General features: G+C 45.9%; 13 protein-coding genes. 11 read left to right on the forward strand and 2 right to left on the reverse strand.

Going from position 1 to position 13,040, the window contains the following annotated elements; all coding sequences use genetic code 11:
- The coding region (locus tag GX089_11510; GenBank protein ID NLP03114.1) for a serine--tRNA ligase at positions 1 to 317 on the reverse strand (317 nt) is incomplete at its 3' end.
- Between the two features lie 290 nt (positions 318 to 607).
- Here GX089_11510 and GX089_11515 point away from each other — a divergent pair.
- Positions 608 to 1,657, forward strand: a complete 1,050-nt coding sequence (locus GX089_11515) for a methyltransferase domain-containing protein (GenBank protein NLP03115.1) — start codon at positions 608 to 610, stop codon at positions 1,655 to 1,657.
- The gene (gene thiE / locus GX089_11520; protein ID NLP03116.1) at positions 1,654 to 2,289 is read left to right on the forward strand and encodes a thiamine phosphate synthase; all 636 of its coding nucleotides are present in this window, start codon (positions 1,654 to 1,656) and stop codon (positions 2,287 to 2,289) included. The genes GX089_11515 and thiE overlap by 4 nt, the downstream gene beginning before the upstream one ends.
- 260 nt (positions 2,290 to 2,549) lie before the next feature.
- On the opposite strand, the gene GX089_11525 is transcribed toward thiE, so the two are convergent.
- On the reverse strand, positions 2,550 to 3,581 hold the full coding sequence (locus GX089_11525; GenBank protein ID NLP03117.1) for a hypothetical protein: 1,032 nt from the start codon (positions 3,579 to 3,581) through the stop codon (positions 2,550 to 2,552).
- A gap of 142 nt (positions 3,582 to 3,723) precedes the next feature.
- Here GX089_11525 and GX089_11530 point away from each other — a divergent pair, with 142 nt between their 5' ends.
- From GX089_11530 to rpsO, 9 genes are all read left to right on the forward strand, one after another.
- On the forward strand, positions 3,724 to 5,061 hold the full coding sequence (locus tag GX089_11530) for a CCA tRNA nucleotidyltransferase (GenBank protein NLP03118.1): 1,338 nt from the start codon (positions 3,724 to 3,726) through the stop codon (positions 5,059 to 5,061).
- A 131-nt stretch (positions 5,062 to 5,192) separates the two neighbouring features.
- The gene (locus tag GX089_11535; protein NLP03119.1) at positions 5,193 to 5,651 is read left to right on the forward strand and encodes a ribosome maturation factor RimP; all 459 of its coding nucleotides are present in this window, start codon (positions 5,193 to 5,195) and stop codon (positions 5,649 to 5,651) included.
- Between the two features lie 17 nt (positions 5,652 to 5,668).
- Positions 5,669 to 7,069 (forward strand): transcription termination factor NusA, encoded by a 1,401-nt coding sequence (gene nusA, locus GX089_11540; protein ID NLP03120.1) that lies wholly within the window; start codon positions 5,669 to 5,671, stop codon positions 7,067 to 7,069.
- Between the two features lie 80 nt (positions 7,070 to 7,149).
- Entirely contained in the window at positions 7,150 to 9,588 is a 2,439-nt protein-coding gene (infB, locus tag GX089_11545) for a translation initiation factor IF-2 (GenBank protein NLP03121.1), read from the forward strand.
- Between the two features lie 11 nt (positions 9,589 to 9,599).
- Positions 9,600 to 9,959 (forward strand): 30S ribosome-binding factor RbfA, encoded by a 360-nt coding sequence (gene rbfA / locus GX089_11550; GenBank protein NLP03122.1) that lies wholly within the window; start codon positions 9,600 to 9,602, stop codon positions 9,957 to 9,959.
- Positions 9,946 to 10,896 carry a hypothetical protein gene (locus tag GX089_11555; GenBank protein ID NLP03123.1) on the forward strand — a complete coding sequence of 317 codons (951 nt, stop codon included), beginning with the start codon at positions 9,946 to 9,948 and terminating at the stop codon, positions 10,894 to 10,896. The genes rbfA and GX089_11555 overlap by 14 nt, the downstream gene beginning before the upstream one ends.
- 6 nt (positions 10,897 to 10,902) lie before the next feature.
- Entirely contained in the window at positions 10,903 to 11,775 is an 873-nt protein-coding gene (gene truB / locus GX089_11560) for a tRNA pseudouridine(55) synthase TruB (protein NLP03124.1), read from the forward strand.
- Positions 11,772 to 12,722, forward strand: a complete 951-nt coding sequence (gene ribF, locus GX089_11565; GenBank protein ID NLP03125.1) for a riboflavin biosynthesis protein RibF — start codon at positions 11,772 to 11,774, stop codon at positions 12,720 to 12,722. The genes truB and ribF overlap by 4 nt, the downstream gene beginning before the upstream one ends.
- Positions 12,713 to 12,982 carry a 30S ribosomal protein S15 gene (gene rpsO / locus GX089_11570; GenBank protein ID NLP03126.1) on the forward strand — a complete coding sequence of 90 codons (270 nt, stop codon included), beginning with the start codon at positions 12,713 to 12,715 and terminating at the stop codon, positions 12,980 to 12,982. Before ribF ends, rpsO begins: the two co-directional genes overlap by 10 nt.
- Positions 12,983 to 13,040: the final 58 nt, after the last annotated feature.

Raw genomic sequence — 13,040 nt, forward strand, 5'->3', positions numbered from 1 at the left:
ATATTGGGTATCCTGATCAGATATTCCTGTATCTCTGACTCAATGCTGCCAAGTTCTGTGTCCAGAGCCTTTATGCGTTCAGAAACCGACTTCATCTCATCGATCAGAGCCGATGCATCCTTTTTTTCCTTCTTAAGAGCGGCAATCTCTATAGAGCGGGTATTGCGGAGATTCTTTAAACGCTCCACTTCCTGAATCGTATCCCGGCGTTTATTGTCAAAGCTTAAAACCGCATCGATATCAACGGGAGATTTTTTATTGAGTACTACCTGCCTTACCTGATCCGCATTATCACGGATTCTCTGAATATCCAACATGAAACTTAGCTCCTGAAAAATAGCTGTATAGGTTCTGTGTCTGAATTATTCCAGGTTAATCAAATTTATCAATAAATGTTAATATACATGATGCATCCGTTTTTTTTCACTCCTTGATATGCCGGTAATCGGGTTCTATTTTATACCACAATTATGAATTTCTCCCTCAGATATTTTTGTTTCAGATTCACACTGTTAAAGCAGATCTGCAAAGGCTCGATGTGCCACCTGCAGAACAAAAAAGCAGAATCGCTCAGAGCAATCATCTTTTATTCAAGAGAGTAAATACAATGCCCGTATTTCCCGGTCTATTCGAAAAAATCAGCCTTATGAGAAATGATGAACCAGGTTTCCTTCTTGACATGGCAGGGACTCAGGGTTTCCGGGCTTTATGCACAGCTCACAAACTCGGCATATTCGAGTGCCTCGATCCTCACCCGCAGACCGTAAAAGAGGTCGCATCCAGGCTCAACCTCGACCCCAGAGGCACCGGACTCCTCCTTGAGGCACTTGAGGCACTGGGCTATCTGGAACTTAATGGTGATAGATACTGCAATAGCAAAATCGCAAAAAAGTGGCTTCTCAAAGGGAGTCCCTCTAGCTTTTCCGCTGCATTGCCGCTCTACTCCTCTCTTTTATTCGAGTTTTCTGAACTTCTGGAGTACACAATCAGAGAGGGGAAACCTCACTTTACACTGCATGAGTGGCTCAGCAGAAAAGATGATGAAGTGTGTGTTTCAGAGAAACTGTTCCTGTCCCCGACTCAGATCCCGGTAGAGGAAATACTGGATAAAATCTCTTTACAGACCAGTTCTGGAAATCTGCTTGAGATCAGCAGCAGCAGAGGATTTTACAGCCGGGAACTGTGCCGAAGATATCCTGAACTAAGAGCAGTTGTACTTGAAAGCCCGCTCTCTGGCCTTGAGAATGAAATTGTTACTGATGAATTCAGTGATCGTATCAGCATTTATCACGGAAATTGTCTAAACTCACTTCCAGAGCAGGCTTTTGATGTAGTTCTTATCTTCAATGTTTTGCATCGAAACAGCGACTCCACTAATGAATCACTCGTTGACAATGTAAAAAACGCACTTAATCCCGGAGGCAATCTTATAATTCTGGATCAACTTGGTGACCAGTCAACCGGTCCCGCAGCAAAAGCCTTTACCCGTCTCCAGGCACTCAATCTTTTTAATGCGTCAGGTGGACAGATCTACACTTTCTCTGAGATCTCTTTCTGGTTGGAGAAGGCAGGTTTTGTGGACATAAGCAGAAAAAAACTCTCCGCAGCTCCCCTCCTGGGTTTGATCTTCGCCCTGAAACCAGGAGTTGATGAATGAATATCCCATCCAGGTTTGGATTCTATGCAATCTTAACCGATCCCCTGAGAGGATACGAATACCTTACAAGTCTGCTTGTTGACCACGGCGTCAGCTTTGTTCAACTCCGTATGAAAGAGAAGGGCCGGGATGAAATTTTGAGTACCGCCAATCTCATGCGCAAATTGACACTTGGCAGCGACACGCGACTTATAATTAATGACCACCCGGATATAGCCAGGGATTGCGGAGCTGATGGAGTGCATATTGGCCAGGATGACATCCCATGTTCTGAAGCCAGAAGAATTCTGGGCAAAGATGCGATAATAGGGATCTCCACACATTCCCCCTCCCAGACTCTTGCCGCCTGTGATTTGAAGCCGGATTATATAGGTGTGGGACCTGTTTTTCCTACTCCCACCAAGAAAAATCCTGACCCGGTAATTGGAATTGACGGGATGAAAAGGATGCTTTCGGTATCGGATGTACCCGCGGTTGCAATCGGTGGAATAGACCTGGGAAATTTATCTGTCATACTGGAAGCGGGTGCAGAAAATTTCTGCATGGTTCGCCAGTTGACAAAATCAAAAGACCCGGAAAAAGTGTTGAAGGAAACGCTTAGAATATACAGGGAATACTATCCAGGTATATGAATTTGCACCCCCCTATATGTTAACGAGAGACATGACTGGTGAGTCATCGGCAAGTTTCCAATATGATCAACTATATTAATTTGTCATTTCGACGAGTCTTTCGAGGAGATTTTTTTTCAATACCCCTGAATCTGTGTCATTTGACATTTACCTCCGGTTCTCCGAATGCAGATCAACTTCTCTTCCTCTAAATTCAAAAAAAAGCTCCCGTCCCTGACTGGAACGGAAGCTCCTTTTCAATAAAACTGAAATTAAAATTCTTACCTGAAAAGTTTCTCGGAATAGTGATCACCGTTTTTATAGATCAGCTTCTGAATATCCGCTTTGGGAGCAGAGAAAGTCAGTTTCAGCTTGGCCTCATGTTCCTGATCGAGAATCTCAGGATCTATGCGGGATGCTTTTCCTGGATAGGTTTTCCCATTTACATCCACCAACTGGAAATGATTGGCTTTAAGACGCAGAGGATTCCAGGAATTGTTGTAGATATCTACGACAGCTGCAATATTCCCACCCCGCTTCTCCATGGTTGGCATAGCAAGAAGAATATCCCACTTGTTAATCTTCTTGAAAACAGAAGAGTCAGGAATCGGATCGATTACTTTCAGGTAGGCAGAATAGGTACCTCTGTTCTCTTTTCTCAAAGTAGCGAGAAGTTTTTTTGCATCCTGATGTGTCGAATCGAAATAGAGTGCAGAAAGGGCATAGAATTCCGCCTTTACATAATCTTCGGCATCTTTGCTCTGCTTTCCATTCTGGTATTCCATATCGGCCATATCGTAGTTATCCTGAGCAATTCTCTTAGTGATCTCCTGTTTTTTGCTCTTTAACGGTGAGGGATCACTGGCTGCCGCGATGGCTTCATCGATAGTGGACAGTGCTTCATCGAATTTATCCTTTACCAGACTGGAATCAGCCATCTGGGAGAGGAGAAGAGCATGCTGCTGCTTGAGATCCGAGGAGACTTCAGGAGTCATGAACTTTTTGATATCCGCCAGAAAAAGTGGAATTGCTTCCATGTGAGCGGCGCCTTCATTGAGAACCATGCTGGCTCTGATCAGAGTCATCTCAATATAACGATTCCTCAGCTTGGGGCTTATTTTATTGGGGTTGCTTTTGATTGCCTTATCATACATCATATAGGCAGTTTTCAAGTGAGTCCGTTTCTGGTCACCCTGAAGTTTCTGCGCCAGGTTGTAAGCTGAATCGCCTTTCTTCTCAAAGGATGAAGAGCCACAAGACATCATAAGCGCCAAAACGCTTAAACCAGCTACGACTTTCAGGACCGCATTCATGAAATCCTCCATTCTCTATGGTAAAAAGACATTTCTAAACAGAACAAACCTGATAAAAGATGCTTTTCTCCCCATGGCATTGTCAATACCTATATAATATAAAGACTTGCAAATACTGACACGCTCACCTATTTTTCCGGTCATGAATTCCACTTCCGGACAAAAAAATCATGCGGCTCTTCGCGTCTTGAAAAAACTGGTCGATAACGGCTTCCAGGCTCTTTATGCCGGTGGTTACGTGCGGGACAAGGTTCTGGGTTTGCCCGATAGTGGCGATATAGACATTGCCACCAATGCCAGACCAGAAACAGTCTCCAGACTCTTTGGGCAGACCATCAGTGTCGGAGAGCAGTTCGGAGTCATAATCGTGGTGATGGAAGGTATTCCATTTGAAGTGGCCACTTTCAGATCTGATATCGGCATCTCTGATGGAAGACATCCGGCAGAAATAGTTTTCACAGATGCCAGAAGTGATGCTCTCAGGAGAGATTTCACAATCAACGGCATATTTTATGATCCCATCTCCGACAAGATTATTGATTATGTTTCGGGTCTCGAAGATATAAAAGCCGGGGTTATAAGAGCCATTGGCGATCCATTTCATAGATTCAGTGAGGATTACCTCCGGATGCTGAGGGCAATAAGATTTGCTGCCAGGTTTAACTTTTCCGTAGAAAAAAACACCTGGGAAGCTCTAAAGGAAAATGCGGAGAAAATAGTCTCCATCTCTGCAGAGCGGATTTTCGCTGAACTCGATAAAATGCTTTTACAAGACAGGCCTGAGATCGCTATTGAGCTTCTGGATCAATCCAACCTGCTTAAATATGTGCTTCCCGAAATTTCAGCCTTGAAAGGAGTTCCCCAACCTCCAGACTTCCATCCAGAGGGAGATGTTTTCATCCATACACTTAAAGCGCTGAAACTTATGCACAAGAACCCTTCATCAGTAACCGCCTGGAGCGTTTTACTGCATGATTGCGGCAAACCGGCCACATTTTCTCTTTCAGACAGGATTCGCTTCAACAACCATGACCGGGTAGGCGCTGCCATCTCCAGAGAAGTTCTTAAAAGGCTCAAAGCCTCAAATCATCTGGTGGAAAATGTGAATGCATGTATAGAGAATCACATGAATTTCATGAATGTTACCAGAATGCGTCTTTCGACTCTCAAGAAGCTGCTCTCCAGGCCCACAATCGAGGATGAACTGGAACTGCACAGGGTAGATTGTCTGGCAAGCCACGGCAATCTGGACAACTACTATTTTGTCAAAAGCAGACTTGAATCGTTTGAGAAAGAGCAGATCAAACCTGCCCCGCTTATAAGCGGCAGGGACCTTATAGGGATGGGCTTTAAACCCGGACCGGTTTTCGGAAAAATTCTCTCCGAAGTTTACGATCTGCAGCTTGAAGAGAAGATCACTACCAGAGAACAGGCTCTAAGCCATGTAAAGCAATCTTGGAATTCTGATCAGAGCAAATAAATCCATTTGCTCAAAATTTCTTTCCTTCTGTCTTGAACTGGTATCCCCCAGTTAGTATATTACTAAGAATTTTTCAGCTTGGTTATGCAAACGGGCGAACAGCCCGTTTTTGCTATTCAGATGGAGTTGTGATGTCTTCTGTTGAAAAGATCAGGCCGGTGATTGAATCAAAGCTCAAGGATCTTGGTTTTGAGTTGTTTGATTTTCGTTTTTTCCATGCCGGATCACGCTCTATTCTGCGGGTGACAGTTGATTCTGAAAACGGGGTAACAATAAGTGACTGTGAAAACATCAGCAATGAATTGTCGGTACTCCTAGATGTGGAGAATTTCTCAGCCGGGCGTCCTTACAATCTCGAGGTTTCTTCTCCCGGCATAGATCGTCAATTAAGAACTGAGAAGGATTTCCGCAGGACTATTGGTCGTGATGTTGTGCTGCACCTCACTGAGGGTATCGAGGGGAAGAAAACGATCAGGGGCAGGGTTGTCAAATGCGAGGGCAACAAACTCACGATCATGATCGAACACAATACTGTGGAAATACCTCTTTCAGATATTTACAGTGGAAAAGAAGAAATCCGGTTCAAGTAATTCAGGAAGGATTAATAATGAGAAAGAAGAGCAGGAATGAAGCCTTGAAAGCGATGGATATCGCTGCTTCTCTGAGTGCGGTCACAAAAGAAAAAAGCATCAGTATGGACCTGGTACTTGAGACTCTCAAGGATGCTCTGACCACCGCAGCCAGAAAGTACCTTGGCAAACCGGTAAATGTGGAGGCCAAAATAGACCGGGAAAAAGGCACCATCGAAGTTTACACCCGTCAAACAGTTGCAGAGGTGGTTGAAGATCCCGAAAAGCAGATTCATATAGATGAAGCAAAGGAGATCGACAGCGATATCGAGATCGGTGATGAACTGGTGCAGGACCTGGACATTGAACTCTTCGGCAGAATGGCTATCCAGACTGCAAAGCAGGTAATAGTCCAGCGTGTACGCGAAGCGGAAAGAGAAAAGATCTTCGCCGATTACAGTGAGAGAATCGGCGAACTTGTAACCGGAACTGTCCAGCAGATAGAGAAAGGAAATATCCTTGTCAACCTGGGGCGTACCGAGGCGTTGCTTCCTTATAAGGAACAGATCCGCAAGGAGCACTATCACCAGGGTGACAATATACGGGCATGCATTGCCGATGTAAAGGATAATCCCAAAGGTCCCCAGGTAATTATCTCCCGTACCTGCCCTGAATTTCTGGCCAGGCTTTTTGAGCTTGAGGTACCTGAAATATTTGACAAAACGGTTCGTATTGTTAAGGTTGTCCGCGATCCAGGCCACCGCTCAAAAATTGCAGTCACAACAAATGACAGCAGAGTTGACCCGGTGGGTGCCTGCGTAGGTATGAGAGGAAACAGAGTGCAGGCAATCGTGCGGGAGCTCTCCAACGAAAGAATCGACATCATAAACTGGACAGATGAATTATCTCTTCTGGTCAGACGTGTCTTCGCTCCTGCTGAAGTCAAGCGGGTCATTCCTGTAGGTGAACACAAGATTGTCGTAGTGATCCGTGAAGAGGACCTCGCCCAGGCAATAGGCAGGGAGGGTCAGAATATCCGTCTTGCATCAAAAATGCTGGACAAGGAGATCGATGTGTTTGGTGATGAGGAGTTTGCGGCCATGACTGATGAGCAGCGTAATGCAGCTCTCAGTGAAGCTGTTGCTGCTCCTGAGAAGACTCCTGATTTCCCTGAGGGACCTGTTGTCAAAAAGGCAGCTCCCGCAGGATATTCAATGGAATCAGATGACGAAGATGAAACTTATGATGAGGCCTTTGACAAGATGCGTGAAGAGGCTCGTGGAGAGCGATTCGCCGAAAACGACAATGAGGACAGCCCGGTTCTGGGAGATATTGCTTCCAGTGCCATTGAATCGCTGGCCGAATCCGAAGAGGATTCAAAAAAGGCCATAGATGAAGCTCATGAAAATAAAGAAAGCAGCTCTACTGGCAATCCCTGATTTTCCAGGAAGTGCAGATTCCTGCATCGTCCACGGTTCACAGAAACTGATTCAGCCGGTTAGTATAAGAGAGGTAAAAAATGGCAAAAGAGAAAGTTTACAAACTAGCTCAGGAGTTCAAGGTTTCCAGCGAAGCACTCGTGCAGATGCTGCGTGGTATGGGTATTCCTGTAAAGAGCCATATGAGCACCGTGGATGAAAGTTTACGTGATGATATCAAAAAGAAATTCGAACAGGAACGCGCCGAAATCAAAAAGGAATATGAGCGCAAAAAACAGATGCTCACAAAGGCCAGAGAGGATCTGATTGGCAAAGAAGAGGAGCCTAAGGAAGAAGCCGCTTTCGAATCTGTTCCTGCCGCCTCGGTGCAACAATCAACATCCCCTGCTGCTCAGCAGGCACCTGTTTCAGAGCAGCAAGCAAGAAAAGAAACTGCAACTCCTCAGACAAGTACCGAAAGAGAGTTCCGTCCCAGGGAATACTCCCGGGGGCAGCCATCACGTGAACGCACCTATATACCTAAGCCCGGTCCCCAGGAAAAAGCAGCGGATACTTTCCCTCCCAAAACAGAGGATGCCAAGGGTGGAAAAAAAGACAAAGGCAAAAAGAAATCCAAAAAGAAAAATGAGCGGCCTGAGGTCGATGAACTCGAATTGAAGGCTAACATCAGAAAGACCCTTGCCAAAATAGGCTCCGGTTTTACCAAGAAAAAATACAAAAAAGAAACAGTCCAGAAAGAAGAGGATACCAGCGAACGGAAGATCCTTAACGTTGCGGAATTCGTTACAGTAAGCGAACTGGCAAACATGATGAACCTTCCGGTTTCAGAAGTTCTGACAAAATGTCTTGAATTGGGCCTCTTTGTAACCATCAACCAGAGACTCGATTTTGAAACCATCGAGCTTCTTGTTGACGAATTCGGTTATTCGGCACGACTGATGACTGAATACGCTCCTGAGGTGGATGAATCAAAAGAGGAAGAGGACACAACTAAACTTGTTTCCCGTGCCCCGGTAGTAACAGTGATGGGCCATGTAGATCATGGTAAAACATCACTTCTCGATTATGTCCGGAAAACAAACGTGATTTCCGGCGAAGAAGGTGGAATAACGCAGCACATTGCCGCTTACGAAGTAAGGACCAAACAGGGATCAGTTACTTTCCTCGATACTCCCGGACATGAGGCTTTCACAGCTATGCGTGCCAGAGGATCTCAGATAACTGATGTTATCGTGCTGGTTGTTGCTGCTGATTCAGGTGTGATGCCTCAGACCAGAGAAGCAATAGATCATGCCCGTGCAGCTTCGGTACCACTTGTTGTTGCAATCAATAAAATCGATCTGCCTGTTGCCAACCCTGATAAAGTCAAGGCGGAACTGGCACAGTACAACGTTCTGGTAGAAGACTACGGAGGACAGGTTTCCTGCGTAGAAATCTCCGCCAAAACCGGAAAAGGCGTAGATAAACTTCTGGAAGTGCTCGCTTTAGAAACTGAAATTCTTGAACTCAAGGCAAATCCGGAAGGCATGGCTCAGGGCGTTGTGATCGAATCAGAACTCGACAAAGGGAAGGGTCCGATAGCGACAGTTCTGGTCCAGAAAGGAACACTGAAAAAGGGTGATGCCTTTGTTACCGGGATCCATCATGGACGTGTAAGAGACCTGTTCAATGAACGTGGCCAGATGGTTGAATCTGCTCGCCCCTCTCAGCCAGTGCTTGTTCTGGGACTTTCCGGCACCCCGCAGGCAGGTGACTCCTTCCGGGTTGTCGACGATGAAAAAGAGGCCAGAGAGATCTCTGCAAGAAGACGTCTTGCACAGAAAGAGCGTGAACTCAGAAAAATGGGGACCATCTCTCTTGATCACCTCTATGAACAGATTCAGGCCGGTAATGTTCAGACCCTTAACCTCATCATCAAGGGCGACGTTGATGGATCTGTGGAAGCTTTGGCCGATTCGATGGAAAAACTGAGCACCGAAGAGATTAAGGTGGCGGTTATTCATAAAAGCGTTGGTGCTATCAAAGAAACTGATGTCATGCTGGCTTCAGCATCAAATGCCCTTATTATCGGCTTTCATCTCAGCCCCAACACTAAAATCCGCGATCTTGCCAAGAGAGAAGGGGTGGAGATCAGAACCTACAAGATTATCTACGAGGCTCTGGAAGCTGTAAGAAATGCCATGGAGGGAATGCTCAGGCCGGAAATCAAAGAAAACGTTCTGGCTAATGTGCAGATACGTAAAGTCTTCAAGATTTCAAAAGTTGGCACTGTCGCCGGTTGTTATGTCGAGAACGGAACCGTTGTACGCGGCATGAAAGCAAGGCTTATCCGTGATGATGTTGTGGTCGCCGAGAGCCGAATCGGTTCACTCAAACGGATGCAGGAGGATGTACGGGAGGTGTCAGCAGGTTACGAATGCGGTTTGACACTCGATAATTACTCCGATTTCCGGGATAATGATCGTATTGAAGTTTTTGAGGAAGTCGAAGTCGCCCGTAAGCTTTCGGCTCCTGCATGATAAGGAATCAAATGTCCTCTTTACATTTTCATATAGAACGACTCTCTGAGTTGCTGCAACGGGAGATAGGTACCATAATTGCCCTCGAAATGCGGGATCCCCGTATCCCTGCAGTGGTTACAGTAACCCATGTAAAACTGGCGCAGGATACCCGCAACGCTACTGTATTTGTGAGTATCTTCGGTGAGCCAGATACCAGAAAAAGTGCTATCGATGCTCTGAATGGAGCAGCACCTTTTATCCAGAAGCTCCTTTCATCCCGTGTTTCTATCAAGCATTTTCCCCGTCTCTATTTCAAGCTTGATAATTCTGTGGAGCAGGGCCATCATATAAACGAGCTTCTTAAAGAAATTCAAGATGATCTGGCATGACCTCCTGAAACTGATAAACGATCACAACCGTTTTGTTATATCCTCTCACCTGAGTCTTGATGGAGATTCGGTGGGATCGCAGCTGGCATTCTACTGGTATCTCAATTCTCTGGGCAAAGAGGTTATCCTCTTCGATATAGACCCTGTGCCTGCTAAATTCGTTTTTCTGAAAAACACTGACCTTATTCAGAACAGAATGCCTGAAGGTAAATACGTTCTTGTTGTTCTGGACTGTTCTAATCCAGGACGCATGGGCTGGAGCCCCCCTTCTCAACCACAGGCAATTATCAATATTGATCATCACAGGGACAACACAAGATTCGGAAATGTCAACATTGTCGAAACTACAGCCGCAGCAACCGGCGAAATAATCTATAAATTCTTTACTTCTAAGAAAATTGATTTCCCGCCCCATGTGGCAGAAGCGCTTTACGCAGCTATTCTGACAGATACCGGCGGGTTCCGTTTCTCCAATACAAACAGCCGAATCCTTCGTGCCTGCGCCGATCTTGCCGACCGGGGTACAGATTGCGCCATGGTTTACGAAAAGGTATTCTGTTCCCACTCACGCAAAGCACTGCTGCTGCAGTCCCGTATCTGGTCTTCCCTCAGCTTTCATCTTGATGGAAGGGTTTGCATCATGGAGATGCCTCTTTCGGTCCTTGATGAACTGGGAGCACACTACAGTGACAGTGAAGGCATGGCTGATTTCACTATCACTGCTGAAGGTGTAGAGGTGGGGATCATGGCTAAGTACAGTGACACAGAGACTCACTTTTCACTGCGCTCAAAAGGCAGAGTGGATGTTGGGAAAGTTGCTCAGAGAGTACCAGGTGGTGGTGGTGGCCACTCCAGCGCAGCCGGATGTACCATTAAGCAGTCGTTTTCTCTCGCGCTGCCCCTGATGCTATCTATAATAGAAAAGGAGCTGAGCTGAAAGGGTTTGGACGGATTTCTGTGCATAGACAAACCTCGCGGACCGTCTTCTTTTCAGATTGTGAACCGGATCAGACATGCCCTGTCTGTATCCAAGGCTGGTCATGCCGGCACTCTTGATCCTCAGGCAAGCGGAGTACTGGTTGTAGCCCTGGGATTTGCTACCCGACTCTTACGTTTTTTCCTCTCAGAACCTAAAGTGTACAGCTTCAAAGTCCAGTTCGGATCACAGACAGACACTTTAGATTCAGAAGGGAAACTGATCCATTCAGGTGGCCGCATTCCTGATCGACTGGAAATTGAAGAGGTCATCGGTGAATTCACAGGGAAACAGATGCAGGTTCCTCCCGATTTTTCCGCTGTAAAAGTAAATGGTGTCAGAGCTTACAAACTTGCTCGCGATGGGAAAAAAGTGATGCTTCAGGCACGCCCGATCAAAATATTCTCCTTCCAGATGACAGAATATAATGCAGAAACCGGAATCGGAGAGTTTCTCGTTCGCTGCTCAGGCGGAACATATATCCGCACTCTTGCAGGTGACATCTCATCCAAACTTGGTACCTTCGGGTACGCCACAGAGATCAGGAGGCTTGCAGTCGGGCAGTTCAGCATAGAGTCCTCGATCGATCCTCAGGACCTTTCAGATGTCAGGAATTATATTATTTCCCCTTCGGAACTGTTCCGGAGTTACCCTGTATTTCATGCCCCTGCAGACAGAAGCAGGTATATAAAGAATGGTATGGATATCGATATTAAAAAAGAGACAGATTCAGATGTGGTTTTTGCGTACTGCGAAAATGTTCTGATCGCTGTATTACAACGTAAAGAGGGAACTGTTTTTCATCCTGTTACAGTGCTGCCTTTCGAGGTGAATAAGTGAAGATTCTTACTCTGGCGGAAAAACCCGGCCCGGAGATGTCAAGTGTGGTGAGCGTGGGGAATTTCGACGGTGTTCACCGTGGTCACCAGGCATTGATCAAAGAGATGGTAAGGCGGGCAAAGCAGGAGAAAAAAAACAGCGTCGTGATAACTTTTGAGCCCCACACCAGAGCTGTACTCTTTCCGGAACTGCCCCAGGTTCTTCTTACTACATTTGAGGAAAAAGCAGCACTCATAGAGCGCCTTGGAGTCGATTATATCCTGAAAATTCCCTTTGATGCTGAATTCAGCAGATTGACTCCGGAGGAATTTGTCAAACAAGTACTGATTGATAGACTTCATGCTGAGGAATGGGTTCTCGGAGAAGGGCATGCGGTAGGCAGAGACAGAGCCGGTGGAAAGAAATTTTTGCGTGAAGTAATGAGCAAATACCATATTAAAATATTTACCGCGGATTTACTGAGTCAGGAAGATCTGATTATTTCCTCGACACAGATTCGTGGATTGATTACTGAAGGCCGTCTGGCGGAAGCAGTAAAGATGCTTGGGCATCCGTACCTGATCTCCGCACAACGGTCACAGGGATTGAGATTAGGCTCACAGCTTGGCTTTCCAACCCTCAATTTTAAAAGGCCGCCTTCGCTGAAAGTATTACCGCCGCCTGGGGTTTGTGCTGCCGAACTGGAGTTTAAAGGAAACCTGCTTACCGGGGCCCTTTATTACGGAGAATGCCCCACATTCACTCATCGCGAAGCGCATCTTGAGTTTCACGCTCTTGAGATGAGTGGTGAGGTTCCGGAAACAGGAGAAACAGCTCATCTCTGGGTCTCCGATTATATCAGGGGGGACCGGAAGTTTTCAAATGCAGATGAGCTTGTAAGGCAAATGAAGCAGGATATCAACAAAATTCGGAATTTTTTTTCACAGGAGAAACGTCGATGGCTTTGACCAAAGAGCGTAAGCTGGAATTAACCAAAGAATATGGAAAATCTGAGAAGGACACCGGCAACACTGATGTGCAGGTGGCGATTCTCACCGAGCGTATCAATCTGCTGACAGAACATCTGAAAACCAACACTAAAGATCATCATACAAGATATGGTCTTCTGAAACTGGTAGGGCAGCGTCGCTCATTGCTCGATTATCTTTCCAGAGTTGACATTGACAGGTATCGTGCTTTGATTAAAAAGCTTAATATCAGAAAGTAGCGGAATTAATTCCTTCCGCTACTCTCTCCACCTTTACATAGTTGACAGATCCTTGGTC

The organism is Fibrobacter sp. (assembly GCA_012523595.1).
GTDB lineage: Bacteria > Fibrobacterota > Chitinivibrionia > Chitinivibrionales > Chitinispirillaceae > JAAYIG01.

Coding starts and splice junctions, on each gene's coding strand:
- GX089_11515 (NLP03115.1), top strand. CDS start 608: ATGCCCGTATTTCCCGGTCTATTCGAAAAAATCAGCCTTATGAGAAAT.
- thiE (NLP03116.1), top strand. CDS start 1,654: ATGAATATCCCATCCAGGTTTGGATTCTATGCAATCTTAACCGATCCC.
- GX089_11525 (NLP03117.1), bottom strand. CDS start 3,581: ATGAATGCGGTCCTGAAAGTCGTAGCTGGTTTAAGCGTTTTGGCGCTT.
- GX089_11530 (NLP03118.1), top strand. CDS start 3,724: ATGAATTCCACTTCCGGACAAAAAAATCATGCGGCTCTTCGCGTCTTG.
- GX089_11535 (NLP03119.1), top strand. CDS start 5,193: ATGTCTTCTGTTGAAAAGATCAGGCCGGTGATTGAATCAAAGCTCAAG.
- nusA (NLP03120.1), top strand. CDS start 5,669: ATGAGAAAGAAGAGCAGGAATGAAGCCTTGAAAGCGATGGATATCGCT.
- infB (NLP03121.1), top strand. CDS start 7,150: ATGGCAAAAGAGAAAGTTTACAAACTAGCTCAGGAGTTCAAGGTTTCC.
- rbfA (NLP03122.1), top strand. CDS start 9,600: ATGTCCTCTTTACATTTTCATATAGAACGACTCTCTGAGTTGCTGCAA.
- GX089_11555 (NLP03123.1), top strand. CDS start 9,946: ATGATCTGGCATGACCTCCTGAAACTGATAAACGATCACAACCGTTTT.
- rpsO (NLP03126.1), top strand. CDS start 12,713: ATGGCTTTGACCAAAGAGCGTAAGCTGGAATTAACCAAAGAATATGGA.